The sequence below is a fragment of the Agromyces solani genome, assembly GCF_058349925.1.
In genome coordinates, this window is the sequence record NZ_JBYRER010000001.1 from 793,100 (window position 1) to 812,650 (window position 19,551).

14 protein-coding genes are annotated in these 19,551 nt (G+C 71.6%); 6 read left to right on the forward strand and 8 right to left on the reverse strand.

Translation table 11 applies throughout. The features are described from left to right. Positions 1-211 precede the first annotated feature (211 nt). Both AC3RJ7_RS03675 and AC3RJ7_RS03680 read left to right on the forward strand, forming a co-directional pair. A complete protein-coding gene (locus AC3RJ7_RS03675) occupies positions 212-685 on the forward strand; it encodes a hypothetical protein (protein WP_491454471.1) in 474 nt (157 codons plus the stop codon). Positions 686-952: 267 nt separating this feature from the next. Then, positions 953-1,591, forward strand: a complete 639-nt coding sequence (locus AC3RJ7_RS03680; protein WP_491454472.1) for a DNA-directed RNA polymerase subunit beta — start codon at positions 953-955, stop codon at positions 1,589-1,591. Positions 1,592-1,838: 247 nt separating this feature from the next. On the opposite strand, the gene AC3RJ7_RS03685 is transcribed toward AC3RJ7_RS03680, so the two are convergent. Both AC3RJ7_RS03685 and AC3RJ7_RS03690 read right to left on the reverse strand, forming a co-directional pair. Continuing rightward, on the reverse strand, positions 1,839-2,762 hold the full coding sequence (locus tag AC3RJ7_RS03685; protein WP_491454473.1) for a transglutaminase-like domain-containing protein: 924 nt from the start codon (positions 2,760-2,762) through the stop codon (positions 1,839-1,841). Next, positions 2,759-3,676 (reverse strand): MerR family transcriptional regulator, encoded by a 918-nt coding sequence (locus AC3RJ7_RS03690; RefSeq protein WP_491454474.1) that lies wholly within the window; start codon positions 3,674-3,676, stop codon positions 2,759-2,761. The genes AC3RJ7_RS03685 and AC3RJ7_RS03690 overlap by 4 nt, the downstream gene beginning before the upstream one ends. A 51-nt stretch (positions 3,677-3,727) precedes the next feature. Here AC3RJ7_RS03690 and AC3RJ7_RS03695 point away from each other — a divergent pair, with 51 nt between their 5' ends. The 4 genes from AC3RJ7_RS03695 (at position 3,728) to AC3RJ7_RS03710 (ending at position 12,005) form a co-directional block, all read left to right on the forward strand. Beyond that, positions 3,728-4,615 (forward strand): aminodeoxychorismate lyase, encoded by an 888-nt coding sequence (locus AC3RJ7_RS03695; protein WP_491454475.1) that lies wholly within the window; start codon positions 3,728-3,730, stop codon positions 4,613-4,615. Positions 4,616-4,725: 110 nt separating this feature from the next. Continuing rightward, positions 4,726-7,221 carry a LuxR C-terminal-related transcriptional regulator gene (locus AC3RJ7_RS03700; protein WP_491454476.1) on the forward strand — a complete coding sequence of 832 codons (2,496 nt, stop codon included), beginning with the start codon at positions 4,726-4,728 and terminating at the stop codon, positions 7,219-7,221. A gap of 137 nt (positions 7,222-7,358) precedes the next feature. After that, positions 7,359-9,962, forward strand: a complete 2,604-nt coding sequence (locus AC3RJ7_RS03705; protein ID WP_491454477.1) for a glycosyl hydrolase family 18 protein — start codon at positions 7,359-7,361, stop codon at positions 9,960-9,962. Between the two features lie 219 nt (positions 9,963-10,181). Further along, positions 10,182-12,005 carry a glycosyl hydrolase family 18 protein gene (locus tag AC3RJ7_RS03710; protein WP_491454478.1) on the forward strand — a complete coding sequence of 608 codons (1,824 nt, stop codon included), beginning with the start codon at positions 10,182-10,184 and terminating at the stop codon, positions 12,003-12,005. Positions 12,006-12,106: 101 nt separating this feature from the next. On the opposite strand, the gene pstB is transcribed toward AC3RJ7_RS03710, so the two are convergent. From pstB to AC3RJ7_RS03740, 6 genes are all read right to left on the reverse strand, one after another. Further along, entirely contained in the window at positions 12,107-12,886 is a 780-nt protein-coding gene (pstB, locus tag AC3RJ7_RS03715) for a phosphate ABC transporter ATP-binding protein PstB (RefSeq protein WP_491454479.1), read from the reverse strand. A 46-nt stretch (positions 12,887-12,932) separates the two neighbouring features. Continuing rightward, complete coding sequence (pstA, locus tag AC3RJ7_RS03720; protein WP_491454480.1) at positions 12,933-14,039, reverse strand: phosphate ABC transporter permease PstA; 1,107 nt, start codon at positions 14,037-14,039, stop codon at positions 12,933-12,935. Beyond that, positions 14,039-14,980, reverse strand: coding sequence for a phosphate ABC transporter permease subunit PstC (pstC, locus tag AC3RJ7_RS03725; RefSeq protein ID WP_491454481.1), 942 nt, complete (start codon positions 14,978-14,980; stop codon positions 14,039-14,041). The genes pstA and pstC overlap by 1 nt, the downstream gene beginning before the upstream one ends. A gap of 116 nt (positions 14,981-15,096) precedes the next feature. Then, complete coding sequence (pstS, locus tag AC3RJ7_RS03730) at positions 15,097-16,188, reverse strand: phosphate ABC transporter substrate-binding protein PstS (protein ID WP_491454482.1); 1,092 nt, start codon at positions 16,186-16,188, stop codon at positions 15,097-15,099. A gap of 195 nt (positions 16,189-16,383) precedes the next feature. Next, the gene (locus AC3RJ7_RS03735) at positions 16,384-17,319 is read right to left on the reverse strand and encodes an NUDIX hydrolase (protein ID WP_491454483.1); all 936 of its coding nucleotides are present in this window, start codon (positions 17,317-17,319) and stop codon (positions 16,384-16,386) included. After that, entirely contained in the window at positions 17,316-19,523 is a 2,208-nt protein-coding gene (locus AC3RJ7_RS03740; protein ID WP_491454484.1) for an RNA degradosome polyphosphate kinase, read from the reverse strand. Before AC3RJ7_RS03740 ends, AC3RJ7_RS03735 begins: the two co-directional genes overlap by 4 nt. Between the last annotated feature and the right edge of the window lie 28 nt (positions 19,524-19,551).

Here is a 19,551-nt window from a genome sequence, read left to right on the forward strand (position 1 = left end):
AGTACCTCGGGCTCTCAGGGTGTTCCAGCATACAGCGGCGTTCATTCGGCGCATTTCGGCGCCGACGCTCCTATTTTCTGTTGAAGTCCGTTGCTCTAACCAACTGAGCTATGGGGGCGTCAGTCAGCCTAACAGCCCGCCGGGCGAGGCTCGCCGTGCGGGGCGTGCGCAGGGTCGCGACGACGTCGGCGGTGCCCGATAACGTCGCGACATGAAGCAGTGCACGTTGTGTCGACGGTTCTACGACCGCTCGTCGTTCAACGTGCGACGGGCATCGCCCGACGGTCTGCAGAACGTCTGCCGCGAGTGCAACCGAGCCCGGGCGAAGCGGTACTACCGCGAGAACCTCGACCGGCATCGTGCCGCGGTGGCGGCTCAGGTGGCGAAGACCCGTGCCGCGAACATCGAGCGCATCGGCGAGTACCTACTCGCACACCCCTGCGTCGATTGCGGTGAGGCGGATGTCAGAGTGCTCGACTTCGACCACCGTGAAGACTGCGAGAAGTCCGCCGAGGTCATGAAGCTGGCCAAGGCTGCGTACTCATGGGACCGCGTCCGGCGGGAGATCGCGAAATGCGACGTGCGCTGCCGCAACTGCCACGCGAAGATCACGTACGAACGGATGGGCGACAACTGGCGATCGGCGCTCATGCGCCGGCTGGAGGGCGACGGCCTCGCCTCGTAGCGGACGGCGATGCGGCCGGCCGCCGGTCGTCCGGCGTCCGGCCGCTCGCCATCTCGGAGGCGAGGGGCACGCTCGCCTCAGCAGCGGTGCACGGTGCCCTCGAGCGGCATGACGGTCAGCTCGGCGCTCGCCCCGAGAATGCTTCGGGTGTGCATGTCCGGCAGGCTAATGCCGATCGCGTAGCGGCCGAAGCCCCCAGTGCGGGCGGCCCCCGCCCGGGGGAGCCGATCGCGGCGGCGCCGCACCGACCGGAGTATCCTCTACCGAATGGCCGCAGACTTCCCCCGACCGACGAAGTTCCCTCCCGGCATGTTCGACGGGTTCGTCGGCGGAGCGGATCCGGCCCTCCTGAACCGTGCGGCGCACGACACCGCGCAGGCGCTGCTCGCCCGGGTCCGCTCCGATCCCGACCCCGAGATCGTCGACCGGCTCATCGCCTACACCGACGAGCACGGCATCGACGCGATCGCCGAGCTGTGGTCGGGGGCGTCGGCGAAGAGCCTGCCCGGGGCGCTCTGGCGCATCTACCTGCTCCGCACGCTCATGGGCCAGGACGCCGAGATGCTGAGCCTCGCCTACCGCCGCGGCACCGAGGTCTCGCACACGATCGACCAGGTCGTCGCCGGTGCGGCGGCCCCGGCCGGCCCGGCCGAGATCCGCGACCTCGCCGACCGCGTGCTGCGGGGCGTCTTCACGGGCGACTTCGCCGTCGCGCTCGAGCGCGCAGCAGCGTTCGCGCGCGTGAGTGCGACGGGCTTCACGAGCCTCGCCGACGATGCGGATGCCTCGGACTCGGTGCACCACGACCGGTCTGCGTCCCTCACGAGACGTGCGCTGCGCCTGACCGAGCTCGCCGACGAGCTCACGTCGTGTGCGAAGCTCTGGCGACGCGACGCGCTCGACTGATCGTCGGCGTGGTCGTCGAGCGTGGCCGATCCGACCGGGCGTCGCCGCGCGAACGGGCACGTTCAGCGGGATCGGCGGCATTCGGAGGCGGGAAACGCTCCGGCACGACGAGCGGGGCGCGGGCGGCGGGAATGAACCGCCCCCCGACGTCGTTTAGACTGTCTGAGGCCGGCCGCAGTAACCCCGGGCTCCAATATTCGCCGCTCCGAGCGGCCTCGCGCCGAGAGGCGTTCTGCGGCCGGCCTTTTCACGTCTCAGGGCTCGCCCATTCGGTCGCCCGGGTCTCGAGATCGGTCGTGCCGAAGCCCCTCACCGGCGAGAACGTCGTCACGATCCGCCCGGGACGAACCCGTTCGTCGGTGCGCCAGATCTCCGCGAGGGTCGACTCGGCCGAGGCATCCCCGTCGTCGGCGGCGACCGTCAGCCGGGCGACCCGGTCGGCGAGTTCGAGCGCCTCGGCGACGAGCGGCGCATCCGGGGCATCCATGACGCCCCAGCCGTCCCAGAGCAGCAGTTCGGTGCGCATGCGGTGCGCGAGGTCGCCGAGGACGTAGCCGTGCACGATCCAGGGGCCGGCGATGGGATGCCCCGGAGCCACGCCGTACGCGGCGACGTCGGTCGCGCCGGTGCGATACGAGAGCCACGCCTCGGCGGCGGTCTCGAACGGCGCCCCGACGCCCGTCGGCATGTCGTGGACGTCGAAGCCGTTGTCGGCCGGGTCGAGCTCGGGGTCGAACCGCACCCACCGGCCGTCGCGCAGGGTCTCGACGACGACGTGGTCGTGCCGGTACCCCGGCGTGAAGTACCCGGCGAACCCGAGCCGCGTGCGGGCGGGCAGCCCGTGCTCGCGGAGGATCGACACGGCGAGGAGCGAGTGGTCGCGGCAGCAGCCGCCGACGCGGCGGTCGGGCGGCCGGGGGGCGTCGAGCGGCCCGTCGGCGCGTTCCGCGGCGGCGTCGAGGATCGACGAGATCCAGCGCCGATCGATGTCGGCGAGCTGGTCGGGCGACGCCGGCACGGGGTCGGCGCGGTAGTGGGCGATCGTCGCGGTCGCCGCGCGGTGGATCGTCGCGAGGTCGGGCGCGATCGCCCGGACGAGGGACCGGTGGGCGCCGGGGTCGGAGAAGGGCGAGTGGGCGGCGTGGTCGGCAGGCGAGGGGGATGCGGTCATGCCGACATCCTGGGGTCGGCCCCAGGGGCAGGGGCAAGCGTCTCGCGGTGATCGGCGACCGGCATCGCGATCCGGACGGCCGTCGCCCCGGGATCGTCCGGCCAGGCGTCCCGGTACCACTCGCGGGGCGAGCCGGTCGGAACCGCACCCTCGCCGCCCTGCTCGTCGACGCCGCCCGGGCGAGCCGCCGCGCGCACCGCGTCGTAGAAGCGCAGCAGCAGCGGATAGGCCACCTCGCGGGCGGCGACGTCGACGACGGCGTAGCGGGCGGCCGCCTCGACCCGAAGCCCGATGCCCCTGGTCGGCGCCGCACGCCCCGTGAACGGCACCGCGGTCTCGATGCGCCCCGGCAGTTCGACGCCGACGGGGGAGTGGAAGATCACCCAGTGCCCGGCCCCGGCGACGGCGCCCTCCCGCTCGAGGTGCCGGCGGAGCTCGACGACGTCGGCGACCAGGGTCGGAACGAGTCCGGCCTGGTCGACGGTGCGCGTGATGCTCGCGATCGCCGTGTCGGGCAGCGACTCGAAGCGGAGCCGGTCGCGTGAGACCGAGTCCGCCCCATCGAGGTCGACCGCGTCGGGGGCGATCCCTTCGGCCGACGCCGCGATCCGGTCGATCGCCTGGCTGCGCGCGGCGAAGTCGTCGCGCTGCGACGCCCACCACCCGAGCAGTCGTTCCCGCGCCTCCGCGGGCGGCGCGTCGAGCAGTTCGCCGATCTCGGCGAGCGGGAGGTCGATGCGGCGCAGCGTCGCGATGGTGCGGGCACGGACCACCTGGCCCGGCGCGTAGCGCCGGTGGCCCGTCCGCGGGTCGACCTCTGCCGGCACGAGCAGCCCGCCGGCGTCGTAGAGCCGCAGCGCCTTCAGCGACAGGCCCGACGCCCGGCTCATCTCCCCGGTGCCGAGCGCGTGCATGCACCGTACGGTAGCGCATGACGGCGAGGCGTCGGCGCCTACCATTGGTGCATGCCCGACACCGTCACCCTGCTCATCGCACCGCTCCCCGCCGACGCTCCGGCGGTCGACCTCGACCGCACCTTCCATGCGGTGGATGCCTCGGAGCCCGCGTTGCGCGTCGGCGAACTGTCGACGCAGCGGGGCGACGGTATCTTCGAGACCCTCGCCGTCGTCGACGGGCACCCGCAGGAGGTCGAGCCGCACCTCGAACGGCTGCGCAACTCGGCGGAGATCTGCGAACTGCCCGCGCCGAACCTCGCGCAGTGGCGGGCGGCGATCGCCGCGGCCGTCGCCGAGCTGCCGACGTCGGGGGAGTTCGCCCTCAAGCTCGTGCTGAGCCGCGGCGTCGAACACGGCCCGGCGCCCACCGCGTGGCTCGCCGCGTCGCGCGCGGCCGACCGCACCGCCGAGCGCGAGCGCGGCATCCGCGTCGTCTCGCTCGACCGTGGGCTCGCGCACGACGCCGCGGCGACGGCGCCGTGGCTGCTGCTCGGGGCGAAGACGCTGAGCTACGCGACGAACATGGCGGCGATCCGCGAGGCGAAGCGGCGAGGCGCCGACGATGCCCTCTTCGTCTCGAGCGACGGCTACGTCATGGAGGGGCCGACGTCGAGCGTCATCCTGCGTCACGGCGACGTGTACTCGACGCCCGAGCCGAGCGGTGCGATCCTGCGCGGCACGACGCAGCAGAGCCTGTTCGAGTTCCTCGAGCGCGAGGGGCGCACGACCGTGTACCGCGACATCCCGGCGGCCGAGCTCGCCACGGCCGACGCGATCTGGCTCGTCTCGAGCGTGCGGCTCGCGGCGGCCGTCACGGCGCTCGACGGGGTCGCGGTGCCGTTCGACGCGGCCGAGACCCGCCGGTTCAACGAGTACCTGCTGAGCCCGCGCGACTGAGCGCACGTCGCCCCCGAACGGGGAATTGCGCGGCGGCGCCGAACCTCGCACCCACTTTGTAAATGTTGCTAACATAACCCCACGCGACCGACGGAGCGAGCGGAGGGGCTATGCCGACCACACCCGAGCATCCCCGAGCGCCCGCGCGGCACCGGTCGCCGATCGAGGCCTTCGAAGACACGCGCGCCGTGGTCGACCTGCTCGCGCGGCACCGGCTCGTGGTCGCCCCGCACGTCGCGGCACGGCTCGGTCTCGCACTCGGCGGCGACGCCGACGCGATCATCGAGGTCGCCGGCCTGCTGCGCGTCGCGCAGCGGCTCGGCCACGCCGTGCTGCCCGACCCGCTGCCGTCCGTGCCCGCGATCGAGGTCGCGATGGCGTCGAGCGGCTCGCGGCTCGCCCCGTGGGAGCGCAGCCTGCTCATCGTCGCCTCGGTCTGCGTCGACGACCGGATCGACGCGTTGCTCGCCGCCGCCGGGCGGCCGATGGCCGACCTCATCGACGGCGAGGTGAGCCGGCACCTGCTGCTGGTCGCGGGGCACTTCGCGTTCGCCGACCCGCGCATGCGGGTCTGGGTGCACGGGGCGGCGACCCTCGCCGAGCGGACGGCGGCGCACGCGACGCTCGCCGACGCGTGCGCGGTGCTCGGCGACGCCCGCCAGGCGGTCTGGCATCGCTCCCTCGCGACGCTCGAGGGATCGCGCGAACTCGTCGCCCCGCTCATCGAGATCGCGGAGACGGCGGATGCCGCGGGCGAGTCCGAGTGGGCGCACGCGGTCGCGCGCGAAGCGGCGAGCCACGCGGGCGGGGCCGAGGCGGTCACCGCCTGGAGCATCGCCGGCCGTGCCGCGCTGCACGGCGGGCACGTCGACGACGCCCGCGCCTGGCTCGACCGGGTGCTCGAGCACGGCGACGAGACGGCCCGGACGGCGGTGCTCGCGGACTACCTGACTGCACGGGCCGGGCTCGAGGGCGACGTGCCCGAGGTCGAGCTCGACGATCGCGTCGCGGCGCTCGCCGGCGGACTCGGGTCCGGCTCGGACGCAGCCGACGACCCGGCGCTGCGTCCCCTGCGCCTCCACCTGGCGCGGGCTGCGGCGACGGCGGCGGGCCTGCTCGCGGAGCGCGGGGCCCTGGCCGCGGCGCGACGTCGACTCGACCAGGCCCGGGTCCTCACCGAGCGGTACGGCCTCGACCGTGCGCCGCTCGACGCGGGCTCCGCGTGGTGCGCGCTCTTCGGTCTCGACCTCGGCCCGGACGCGGCCGACGATGCGGTCGTGCCGGCAGCGACGGGCGCGATCCCGGTGATCGGCGGAGCGCGGGCGGTCGCGGCGGCCCTCGAACGCGGCCTCGCAGGCGACGCACCGGGTGCCGTGCGGTGGCTCGGCGCGGTTCGCGAGACCGCCGCCGATCCGGCGATCGCGCGCGACGATCGCTCGCCGCTCATGCGCGCCGCTCGTGCGGTCGCGACGTGCCTGCTCGAACTCTGGTCGGGCGACGTGCGCCGGGCCGCGCAGGTGCTCGCCCGGGGCGCCGCGGACCTGCCGATCGCCCTCCCGCTCGGGGGCCTCGGCGCGGCGCTCGCCCGGCGCATCGACATCATCACGACCGGCGAGGTCTCCGCCTTCGCACGAGCGATCGAGGCCGCCCGGCCCCCGTCGGCCGGAGCCGTGCGCTACGAGGAGCTCATCGATCGTGCCATCGTCGCGCACCTCGGCGGTGCGCGTGCGGAGGCCGCGACGCTCGTGGCGCTCGCCGGGGAGTTCGATCGCAGCTGCGGCGGACTGCACGTGCCCGGCCTCGACGCCGCGGTCGGCTGGGGCTCGGCCGATTCGGTCCGGACGGCCGGCGACGCCGCGGTACGTCGACCTCCTGACGCGCGCCTCGCGAGCGAGCTGCGCCGGCGCATGCGGAGCACCGGCCGGCATCGCTTCGAGGCCGACTACCTCGCCGCCGTCGAGGGCGGTCGGCGGATCGGCTCGGCCTACGAGCGCGCCCGCACCGAGCTCATGCTCGCGCGGGCCTGCGTCGAGGCCGGGGCCCCCGACCGCGCGGCACGCCACCTGCTCGCGGCCGAGCACCTCTTCGGCGAGTGCGGCGCCGGGGCCTGGCTGGGCGCCGTCGCCGTCGAGCGCCGGACGATAGGGGCGCTGCCGGGCGGGGTCGCCCGCGCGGGCGCCGAAGCGGCGGACGCCGGTCGCGCGGCCGAACCGTCGAATCCGCGAACGTCCCGCGGGGGCGACGCCGGCACTGCGGTGCCGATTCCGGGTCCGCCGGGCGATCCGACCGGCGACGCACGGGGCTCCGCCCACGCGGACATCGACCGCGCGTCCGGCGGCCCGACTCCCTCGCCCGGCGACGACGACCCGCTCGCCCCGTGCCGCGCGGCCTGGGCCGAGGTGCTGACCGAACGCGAGCTCGAAGTGGCGATGCTGGTCGTCGAAGGCGCCTCGAACCGAGATGCGGCGGGGCGGCTCTACGTCTCGGTCCGGACCGTCGAGGTGCACGTCGGCCGGGTGTTCCAGAAGCTCGACGTCCACTCGCGGGTCGAACTCGCCGTGCTCGCCCATCGCATGGCCCACGCCGCGCGCGGCGCCCTGCGCTGAACTCGGGCCCGCACGGTCCACGCGTACGCAGTCCTACGTATGCGGGGTCGTACGGACGCGCGCGCCATGCCCGCGCGGATAGCGTCGAGCCGCCGGGCGGCCTCCCGCCGCGGCATCCCCAGTCAGTGAGGACTCGAATGCGCACACTCTCTTCTCGCGCCCGCTTCCGTGCGGGCGCGCTCATCTCGGGCCTGGCGCTCCTCGGCACCCTCGGGTTCGCCGGCGCCACGGCCGCGACCGCGGCGACGACCGCGTGCGAACCCGCCTGGTCGGCGTCCGCGACCTACACGGGCGGCCAGCTCGCCTCGTACCAGAACGTGAACTACAAGGCCAAGTGGTGGACGCAGAACAACGTGCCCGGCGCCGAGCAGTGGGGTCCGTGGGAGGCCCTGGGCGCGTGCGGCACGGTCGACCCCACCCCGACGCCGACCCCCACACCGACCCCCACCCCAACCCCCACACCGACCCCCACGCCGACGCCGACTCCCACCCCGACCCCCACCCCGACGCCGGACCCTGGCGGCACCCCGTGGACGACGAACCCCGACGAGAAGTGCCGCCCCGACGGTCTGTACCAGACGCCCGGCGTGAACGTCCCCTACTGCACCGTCTACGACGAGCAGGGCCGCGAGCGGCTGCCGAACGGGCTCGAGCACCGCGTGATCGGGTACTTCACCAACTGGCGCACGGGCCAGAACGGCCAGCCGCGGTACCTCGCGAGCGACATCCCGTGGAAGAAGGTCAGCCACATCAACTACGCCTTCGCCCACATCGACGGCCAGGGCGAGGTCTCCGTCAACCAGGATGCCGCGGGCAACGCCTCCACGAAGATGACGTGGCCAGGCGTCGCCGGCGCCGAGATGGACCCGTCGCTGCCGTACCAGGGCCACTTCAACCTGCTCACGAAGTACAAGCAGCAGAACCCCGGTGTGAAGGCGCTCGTCTCGGTCGGCGGCTGGGCCGAGACCGGCGGATACTTCGATGCGAACGGCGACCGCGTCGCGGACGGCGGCTTCTACACGCTCACCGACTCGCAGGCCAAGATCGACGCCTTCGCCGACTCGGCCGTCGAGTTCATCCGCACCTACGGGTTCGACGGCGTCGACATCGACTACGAGTACGCCAACTCGAACGGCAAGGCCGGCAGCCCCGACGACTTCTCGTTCTCGGAGCCGCGTCGCGCGAAGCTCTGGGCCGGCTACGAGTCGCTCATGAAGACGCTTCGCGAGAAGCTCGACCGCGCCGGCGCCGCCGACGGCGAGCACTACCTGCTCACGGTCGCCGCTCCCGCCTCGGGCTGGCTGCTGCGCGGCGCCGAGATGTACCAGGTGACCCCGTACCTCGACTACGTCAACATCATGAGCTACGACCTGCACGGCTCGTGGAACGACTACGTCGGCGGCAACGGCCCGCTCTTCGACGACGGCAAGGACCCCGAGCTCGCCGCGGGCGGCGTCTACGGCGCCTACGACGGCATCGGCTACCTCAACGCCGACTGGGCGTACCACTACTTCCGCGGGGCGATGCAGCCCGGCCGCATCAACGTCGGCCTGCCGTTCTACACCCGCGGATGGGACGGCGTGCAGGGCGGGACGAACGGCCTCTACGGCAAGGCGCCGCTGCCCGACCAGACGAAGTGCCCGGCCGGAACGGGTCCGTCGCTCGGCGGCACCTCGAAGTGCGGCAACGGCGCGGTCGGCATCAACAACCTGTGGCACGACCTCGACAAGACCGGAGCCGAGGTGGGCGCGGGCGCCAACCCGATCTGGCACGTGCTCAACCTGCAGAAGGGGGTCGTGGGCGACTACACGGCGAGCTACGGTGCACCGACCACCATCACGGGGGGTTACACGCACCACTTCGACTCGGTCACGAAGACCGAGTGGTGGTGGAACGACACGACGAAGACCTTCCTCTCGGGCGACGCCGACCAGGCGATCGGCGCGAAGGCCGACTACATCGCGCAGAACGGCATCGGCGGCGCCATGATCTGGGAGCTCGCGGGCGACTACTCGTACAACGCCCAGAAGGGCCAGTACGAGATGGGCTCGACCCTCGTGTCGCTGCTGCACGACCGGCTCGCGGCGTCGCAGCCCTATGACGCCGCGAAGGCGAACGTCGCGATGCCCGCGAAGGCGATCGACCTGCAGGTGGAGTACTCCGACTTCGCCCTCGGTGACAACAACTACCCGATCAACCCCAAGGTGACCTTCACGAACAACTCGACGACGGCGATCCCCGCGGGCTCGACGATCACGTTCGACACCGCGACGAGCGACACGGGTGCGATGGGCGAGCAGAACGGCTGGGGCATCACGAAGGTCTCGAGCGACCACACCGGCTCGAACGTCGGCGGCCTGAAGGGCGACTTCCACTCGTACACGATCAAGGTGCCGGCCGGCGGCATCCCGGCCGGCGGCAGCGTGTACACGAAGCTCAGCTGGCGCCTCCCGATGGCCGAGCTCTCGAACCTGCGGGTGAAGATCGGCACCGAGACGTACGCGACGCTCTACGACCTGCCCCGCGGGGCGACCGTCGTGGCGCCCGGCGCCGGCTCGGGCGGCGGTACCGGTGGCGGTGGGACGGGCGGCACGTGCGACGCGTCCGCCTGGAGCGCGTCCTCGGTCTACACGGGCGGCCAGCAGGTGAGCTACGGCGGCTCCGAGTACACCGCGAAGTGGTGGACGCAGGGCGAGACACCGGGCACGGCGGCCGTCTGGGGCGACCCGTCGGCCTGCTGATTCGAATGGATGCCTCGGGCGGGGATTCCGGCGACCGGAATCCCCGCCCTCGGCGTCTCCGCCCGCCCGCCGACCTACGTAGTCCTACGTACGGGCGGCACCTGCCGACGCCGATCATGTGGATCGTGCGGACGCCCGGCCGAGACATCCGTCCCTAGCGTGAGAGCGTCCAAGGGCGTGCACCGTGCGCGTCCGGTTCCCCACACGACGAAGGACATCATGGAGAATCAGCAACGTACGCGACGGGGCCTGCGCACAGCGCTCGCCGCCGTCGCCACCGGCGCGATGGTCGCCGGGCTCGCCGCCCTCGGGGCGGCCGCCCCGGCGGTCGCGGCCGAGCAGGCGCCGAGCGCCGTGAACGGCTACCGCAACGTCGGCTACTTCGCCCAGTGGGGCGTGTACGGCCGGGCGTTCCAGGTCAAGCAGCTCGAGACGTCGGGCGCCGCGGACGACCTCACCCACATCAACTACGCGTTCGGCAACATCCACTACCAGGACCTCACCTGCTTCATCGCGAACAAGGCGCAGGGCACCGGGCCCACGGGCTCCGACGGTGCGGGCGACGCGTGGGCCGATTTCGGCATGGGCTACACCGCCGCGAACTCGGTCGCCGGCGTCGCCGACACGTGGGACCAGAAGCTCGCGGGGTCGTTCAACCAGCTCAAGCAGCTGAAGCAGAAGCACCCGAACCTCAAGGTCATGCTGTCGATCGGCGGCTGGACCTGGTCGAAGAACTTCTCGAAGGCCGCGGCCACCGACGCCTCGCGCAAGAAGTTCGTGAAGAGCTGCGTCGACCTCTACCTGCGGGGCGACCTGCCCGTGATCGACGGCCGTGGCGGCACCGGGGCGGCGGCGGGCGTCTTCGACGGCATCGACATCGACTGGGAGTGGCCGGGCTCGCAGAACGGCGAGGTCGGCAACTACGTCGACGAGGTGAACGACAAGGCGAACTTCACGCTGCTCCTCAAGGAGTTCCGCACCCAGATGGACGCGCTGACCGCTGAGAACGGGCACCCGTACCAGCTGTCGGCGTTCCTGCCGGCGAACCCGGCCGACATCGCCGCGGGCGGCTGGAACAACCCCGAGAACTTCCGCTACCTCGACTACGGCAACGTGCAGGGCTACGACCTGCACGGCGCATGGGACCCGAGCCTCACGGGCCATCAGGCGAACCTCTTCGACGACCCCGCCGACACGCGACCGGCGTCGAAGAAGTTCAGCGTCGACAAGGCCGTCAAGGAGTACCTGAAGACCGGCATCTCGCCGAAGCAGCTCGGCATCGGCCTCGCCGCCTACGGCCGCGGCTGGCAGGGCGCGACCTCGGTGAACGCCTGGGGCCCCGCGACGGGCGCGGCCCCCGGCACGTGGGAGAAGGGCAACGAGGACTACGACAAGCTGAAGACCCTCGGCACCGACCACTACGACGCCGCGATCGGCGCGGCCTGGCGCTACGACGGCAATCAGTGGTGGAGCTACGACAACGCGCAGTCGACGACGCGCAAGGCGCAGTACATCGCCGACCTGGGCCTCGGCGGCGGCATGTGGTGGGAGCTCGACGGCGACCGCCAGGGCGCGCTCATCGGCACCCTCGCCGACAAGCTCCGCGCGGCGAAGGCCGGCCCCGCGTCCGACCCGGTGTACACGCCGGGCACGGGCGGCGGCACCGACCCCGGCACGGGCGGCGGCACGGGCGCATGCACGGCACCGGCGTGGAGTGCGACCGCGGTCTACACCGGTGGGCAGAAGGTCTCGTACGACGGCAAGGAGTACTCGGCCAAGTGGTGGACGCAGGGCGAGCAGCCCGGCACCGCCGCGGTCTGGGCCCTCGCGGGCACCTGCTCGACGGGCGGCACCGACCCCGGCACGGGCGGCGGGACGGACCCCGGCACGGGCGGCGGCGGGGTCGCGGCGTGGAGCGCCACGACCGCCTACGTCGGCGGCAGCGTCGTGAGCTACAACGGCGCGACCTACAAGGCCAAGTGGTGGACCCAGGGCGACACCCCCGGCGCGTCCGAGTGGGGCCCCTGGGAGAAGCAGGCCTGACCCGAACCGGCCCATCACCCCGGCATGAGACACGGATGCCCCGGAGCGAGCTCGCTCCGGGGCATCCGTCTCGTCGTCGGCAGGCGCCGATCAGGCGCCGATCACCCGAAGCGGCCCGAGACGTAGTCCTCGGTCGCCTGCACCTGCGGGTTCGAGAAGATCGTCGTCGTGTCGGCGTACTCGATGAGCTTGCCCGGCTGGCCGGTGCCCGCGATGTTGAAGAACGCGGTCTTGTCGCTCACGCGCGAGGCCTGCTGCATGTTGTGCGTCACGATCACGATCGTGTACTCCTGCTTGAGCTCCTCGATGAGGTCCTCGATGGCGAGGGTCGAGATCGGGTCGAGCGCCGAGCACGGCTCGTCCATGAGGATCACCTCGGGCGAGACCGCGATCGCGCGGGCGATGCAGAGTCGCTGCTGCTGGCCGCCCGAGAGGCCCGAGCCCGGCTTGTCGAGACGGTCCTTCACCTCGTTCCAGAGGTTCGCACCACGCAACGATCGCTCGACGAGGTCGTCGGCGTCGGACTTCGCGATGCGCTTGTTGTTGAGCCGCACGCCCGCGAGCACGTTCTCCTTGATCGACATCGTCGGGAACGGGTTCGGGCGCTGGAACACCATGCCGACCTGCCGGCGCACGAGCACCGGGTCGACGCCCGGGCCGTACAGGTCGTTGCCGTCGACGAGGACCTTGCCCTCGACGCGGGCACCCGGGATGACCTCGTGCATGCGGTTGAGCGTGCGGAGGAAGGTCGACTTGCCGCAGCCCGACGGGCCGATGAACGCGGTCACCGTGCGGGGTTCGATCTCGAGCGTGATGCCCTCGACGGCGCGGAAGTTGCCGTAGTAGACGTTGAGGTCCTCGACCTCGATGCGCTTGGACACGAGTGGTGCTTCTCTCTGTACGGGGGTCGGCAGGTTCTGGGGGCGCTCAGCGGCGGCCGGTCTTGGGGGAGAACGCCTTCGCGACGATGCGCGCGATGACGTTCAGCAGGGCGACGATGAGGATGAGCGTGAGCGCACCGGCCCAGGCGCGCTCGACGTAGGCCTCGGGCGGGTTGCCCTGGTTCATGTACTGCGTGTACACGAACACCGGCAGCGTCATCATGCGGTCGGCGAAGAGGTTGTAGTTCATGCTCGTCGTGAAGCCCGCGATGATGAGCAGCGGCGCGGTCTCGCCGATGACGCGGGCGACGGCGATCATGATGCCCGTGATGATGCCCGCGATCGAGGTCGGCAGCACGACCTTGACGATCGTGAGCCACTTCGGCACGCCGAGCGCGTAGGAGGCCTCGCGCAGGTCGTTCGGCACGAGCTTCAGCATCTCCTCGCTCGAGCGCACGACCACGGGGATCATGAGCACCGACAGCGCGACGGCGCCGCCGAAGCCCATGCGCACGCCGGGGTCGTCGGTGATGAGGGCGAAGAGGGCGAACGCGAAGAGGCCGGCGACGATCGAGGGGATGCCGGTCATGACGTCGACGAAGAAGGTGATGGCGTGCTTGAGCTTGCCGCGGCCGTACTCGACGAGGTAGATCGCGGTGAGCAGGCCCACCGGCACCGAGATGAGCGCGGCCATGCCCGTGATGAGCAGCGTGCCCATGATCGCGTGCAGGGCTCCGCCGCCCACGCCCACGACGTTCCGCATCGACTGCGTGAAGAAGTCGAGATCGAATCGGGGCAGGCCGTTGACGAGCGTCGTGAAGGCCACCGAGATGAGCGGCAGCAGCGCGATCGTGAACGCGGTCGCGACGAGCGCGGTGACGAATCGGTCGGCGGCCTTGCGCGCGCCCTCGACGAGCCGCGAGATCAGCCAGATCGAGACCGTGTAGAGCACGACGCCCCAGAACACCGCGCCCACGATGTCGAACGTCGACCCGTTCGTGACGGCGATGAGCCCGAAGATCGCGCTCGTGACGGCGAGCGAGCCGACGAGCACGTAGATGGATGCGTAGCGGGGGAGCTTGCCCGCCGTGAGCGAGTTCGAGATGCCGTTCGGCGCGACCGGCGCCTGCTGGGGAGTGGCGGTGAGACTCATCAGTTGGCCCCCGAGAATTCCTTGCGGCGCTCCACGATGTAGCGGGCGATCATGTTGACGGCGAGCGTGATGGTGAAGAGCATGAGGCCCGTCGCGATGAGGATGTTGACCCCGAGGTCGTGCGCCTCGGGGAAGTTGAGCGCGATGTTCGCGGCGATCGTGGTCGGGTTCTGCGACTGCAGCACCGCGAAGCTGATGATCGCCGACGGCGAGAGCACCATCGCGACGACCATCGTCTCGCCGAGCGCGCGGCCGAGGCCGAGCATCGAGGCGGAGATGATGCCGGGGCGGCCGAACGGCAGCACCGCGAGCTTGATCATCTCCCAGCGGGTCGCGCCGAGCGCGAGCGCCGCCTCCTCGTGGAGCACGGGGGTCTGCAGGAAGATCTCGCGGCAGAGGGCGGTGACGATCGGCAGGATCATGACGGCGAGCACGATCGCGACGGTGAGGATCGTGCGGCCCGTACCCGACACGGGCGGCGCGAACAGCGGGAACCAGCCGAACCACTCGGTGAGGGTCGTGTAGAAGGGCTGCACCGCCGGGGCGAGCACCGTGATGCCCCAGAGGCCGAAGACGACCGAGGGCACGGCGGCCAGGAGGTCGATGATGTAGCCGAGGCCCTGCGCGAGCTTGCGCGGGGCGTAGTGCGAGATGAAGAGTGCGATGCCGAGCGAGAGCGGCACGGCCATGATGAGGGCGAGGGCCGCCGCCCAGATCGTGCCGAACACGAGCGGGCCGACGTACTGCCAGAAGTTCTCGGCCTCGCCCTTGAACTCGTCGGAGACGGCCGTGAACGCGGGCAGCGACTGCGCGACGAGGAAGATCGCGACGGCCGCGAGGGTGACCAGGATGAGCACGCCCGCCACCAGCGTGGCGGTCGAGAAGATCCGATCGCCGGGGCGCTGTTTGGCGGTGATGGTGGATGCCTCGGGGGGCGTCATGTGGCGGTGGTCTTCCTGGTCGTTCGAATGGGGAGGGCGCGAGCCCGGCTCGCGCACCGAGCCCGCCCGGCCCGATCGGTCACCCTGCGGTGCGATCGGGACGGGCGGGCGCCGGATTACTTGACCGTCTCGAGGGCGGCCTGGACCTTCTCGCTCAGCTCGGTCGAGAGCGGGGCCGAACCGGCCTGCTCGGCGGAGAGGGACTGGCCCTCCTCGCTCGCGAGGTACGAGACGTAGCTCTTCACGAGCTCGCCCTGCGCCGCGTCCGCGTACTCCTGGCAGACGATCGCGTAGCTCACGAGCACGAGCGGGTAGTGGCTCGGGTCGGTCGTGGTGCGGTCGAGCGCGATCGCGAGGTCGTTGGCCTCGCGGCCCTCGACGAGCGGCGACTCCGCGACGACGGCCGCGGCGGCCTCGGGCGTGTAGCCGACGAACTCGTCGCCGACCTTGATCTGCGCGACGCCGAGGTCGCCGGCGCGCGACGCGTCCGCGTAGCCGATCGTGTTCACGCCGTTGGTGACGGCGTCGACGACGCCCGAGGTGCCCTGGGCGCCCTCACCGGTCTGGTACGGGAAGGTGTCGCTCGGCTCCTCGGCCCACACGTCGGCGGCCGTCTGGTTGAGGTAGTCGGCGAAGTTCTTCGTGGTGCCCGAGTCGTCCGAGCGGTGCACGGCGGTGATGGTCGCGTCGGGGAGGGCGGCGCCCTCGTTGAGCGCGGCGATCGCCGGGTCGTTCCACTTGGTGATGTCGCCCTTGAAGATCTTGGCGAGGGTCGCGGCGTCGAGGTTGAGCTCGTCGACGCCCTCGACGTTGAAGATCACGGCGATCGGCGAGATGTAGACCGGCAGGTCGATGGCCGTGGTGTCGGGGGCGCACGCGGCGAACTCGCCCGCGAGCTCCTCGTCCTTCAGGTACGAGTCGCTGCCGGCGAAGTCGACGCCGCCCGCGATGAACGCCTCACGGCCCGCGCCCGAGCCCGACGGGTCGTAGTTGATCGTGACGTCGGGGTTCGCGGTCTGGAACGCGGCGACCCACGCCTCCTGCGCCGAGCCCTGCGACGAGGCGCCGGCGGCGTCGAGCGTGCCCGAGAGCGTCGAGGTCGTCTCTTCGGGGGCGGCCGAGCCGCCTTCGTTGGTGGCGCAGGAGCTGAGCGCGAGCGCCGCGGTGACGGCGACGACGGCGGGCACGCCGAAACGCTTGAAGTTCACGTGAAGTCCCTTCCGGGGTTCGATTGCAGGTGTGGGTCGGTGCCGACCCGCCTGCGACGCTAATGAGCGCGCCTTACGAGCTTCCGCCACGTCGGTGAACGGGAGGTGAACGACCGCTGAGCAGGTGGCAGAGACGGGCGACCACCAGGACGTGCCGTCAGGAGGGGCGAAGCGACGTCTCGAACCCGGCGGGCGTCAGGCGCGCGGGGCGTGCGTCTCGATCGAGATGATGCCCGAACCCTGGTTCGTCGCCGACAGGTGGACGACGCTGAAGGCACCGGGCTCGAGCTCCGCCGCATCGGTCGCGTAGGTGCCGAGCGGGGTGCCCGTCGCGAGCGCGAGCTCGCGCATGATCTCGGGCAGCACCGGTCCGTGGCTGCAGAGGACTGCCGACTTGGCCGCGCGCACGCGCTTGCCGACGACCCGTCGCACCTCTCCGTCGCCGGCCTCCCAGGCGTCCTGGCTGATGCCGACGTCGCGCTTGATCTCGATGCCGGTGGCCGCGGCGAGCGGCGTCACCGTCGTGACGCACCGGACGGCGGGGCTCGACACGATGCGCTTCGGCCCCCACGCGGTGAGGGTGTCCACGAGCCCCGCGGCCTGGTCGACGCCGCGCGCGCTGAGCGGCCGCGAGGCATCCGGCCCCTCGAACCCGCCCCGGCCGACGGCCTTGCCGTGCCGCAGCACGGTGATGCTGAACGTCTCGGTGACGCCCTGCTCGACGAGCGCCGTGAAGTTGTCGAGGATCTCGACGTCGGGTTCGTAGGTGAGGTAGCCGCGGGCGCGCTTGGGGGTGACCCACTCGAGCGCGGCGACCTCGGCGTTCGGCTTGAACGTCGAACGCTGCACCGCCTTCTCGCTCACCTCGGCCGCCCAGTAGTGCACGATCTTCTCGCGGCCCGAGGGCAGCGGGTAGCGGGAGACGCCGAGCGGCACGCCGAGGTGGACGGCGAGACCGGTCTCCTCCGCGATCTCGCGCACGGCCGTCTGCGGCAACGACTCGCCGGGGTCGACCTTGCCCTTCGGGATCGTGACGTCGCCGTAGACGGTGCGGTGGATGACGAGCACGTGCAGCTTGCCGTCGATGCGGCGCCAGCAGACGGCGCCGGCGGCGTAGACGGCCGTCGTCACCGGCGAGACCCCGATCGGCTGCGCTGGCCCGGCCGGGTGCGCTGGGCGATCTCGAGCATGAGGCCATTCTGCAGGTCGGTGAGCGGGCGGCCCTCGTCATCGACCGATCGGCGTGTCCATGCGCCGTCCCCGTCGAGGTGCCACGAGCTCGTCGACGGGTCCATCGCCTGGTCGAACACGTGCTCGATCTCGGCGAGGTGCTGCGGGTCGGTGAGCCGCACGAGCGCCTCGACGCGGCGGTCGAGGTTGCGGTGCATCATGTCGGCGGAGCCGATGTAGACCTGCCGGTCGCCGTCGTTGGCGAACGAGAAGATGCGCGAGTGCTCGAGGTAGCGGCCGAGGATCGAGCGCACCCGGATGTTCTCGCTGAGCCCGGGGATGCCCGGGCGCAGGCTGCAGATGCCGCGCACCCACACCTCGACCGGTACGCCCGCGTTCGAGGCGCGGTAGAGGGCGTCGATGATGGCCTCGTCGACCATCGAGTTCACCTTGATGCGGATGCCGGAGGGGCGCCCCGCCTCGGCGTTGCGGATCTCCGTCGCGATGAGCTTCAGCAGCCCCTTCCGCAGGTGCAGCGGCGCGACGAGCAGTCGCTTGAACTTCTTCTCGATCGCGTAGCCGGAGAGCTCGTTGAAGAGGCGGGTCAGGTCCTTTCCGACCTGGTCGTCGGCGGTGAGGAGCCCGAGGTCCTCGTAGATGCGGCTCGTCTTCGGGTTGTAGTTGCCCGTGCCGATGTGGCTGTAGTGCCGCAGCACGCCCTTCTCCTGGCGGATCACGAGCGCGAGCTTGCAGTGGGTCTTGAGGCCGACCAGGCCGTAGACGACGTGCACGCCGGCCTTCTCGAGCTTGCGGGCCCAGGTGATGTTCGCCTGCTCGTCGAAGCGCGCCTTGATCTCGACGAGTGCGAGCACCTGCTTGCCGGCCTCGGCGGCGTCGATGAGCGCCTCGACGATCGGGCTGTCGCCCGACGTGCGGTAGAGGGTCTGCTTGATGGCGAGCACGTCGGGGTCGGCCGCGGCCTGTTCGAGGAACGCCTGCACGCTCGTCGCGAACGACTCGTACGGGTGGTGCAGCAGCACGTCCTGGCGGGAGACGGCCTTGAAGACGTCGGCGCGCAGGTTCGATTCCGAGGGCTGGAGCTGCGCGGCCGTGGTCGGGACGTGCGTCGGGTAGTGCAGCTCGGGACGGTCGAGCCGGGCCAGGTCGAAGAGCCCGCCGAGGTCGAGCGGCGCTGAGAGCCGGTACACCTCCTGCTCGGTCACGTCGAGCTCGCGGACGAGGAGCCCGAGGGTCACGTCGTCCATGTCGTCGGTGACCTCGAGGCGGATGGGCGGGCCGAACCGGCGCCGCAGCAGTTCCTTCTCGAGCGCCTTGATGAGGTTCTCGGTCTCGTCCTCCTCGATCTCGACGTCCTCGTTGCGGGTGACGCGGAACACGTGGTGCTCCACGATCTCCATGCCCGGGAAGAGGTCGCCGAGATGATTCGCGATGAGGTCCTCGAGCGTGATGTACCGCGCGTCCTCGACGGACTCGCCGGGGTCGACGCGGACGAACCGCGGCAGCATCTGCGGCACCTTGACGCGCGCGAACTCCTGCCGGCCGGTGCGGCTGTTGCGCACGCGCACCGACAGGTTGAGCGAGAGGCCCGAGATGTAGGGGAAGGGGTGCGCCGGGTCGACGGCGAGCGGCATGAGCACCGGGAAGATCTGCGACGAGAAGAAGTCGTGCAGGTGCGCGCGCTCCTCGTCGCCGAGCTCGGTCCACGAGGCGATGCGGATGCCGGCTTCAGCGAGGGCCGGCTTCACGAGGTCCCGGTAGGCGGCCGCGTGGCGCTCCTGCAGCTCGTGGGCCGTGCGCGAGATGTCGCTCAGCACGTCGACGGGGGCGCGCCCGACGTTCGTCGGCACGGCGAGCCCGGTCATGATGCGGCGCTTGAGCCCGGCGACCCGCACCATGAAGAACTCGTCGAGGTTCGAGGCGAAGATCGCGAGGAAGTTCGCCCGCTCGAGGACGGGAACGGCCGGGTCCTCGGCGAGCTCGAGCACGCGCTGGTTGAAGGCGAGCCAGCTGAGCTCGCGGTCGAGGTAGCGCTCGGCGGGCAGCTCGGGCGCGCCCTCGATGTCGAGCGGTTCGAAGTCGTCGTCGAAATCGCTCGCCGTGCGATCCGACATCCGGTCGTCCTCGAGGATGCTGTCGGGGCTCATCCACTCATCATGGCACGCAGGCGTTTCC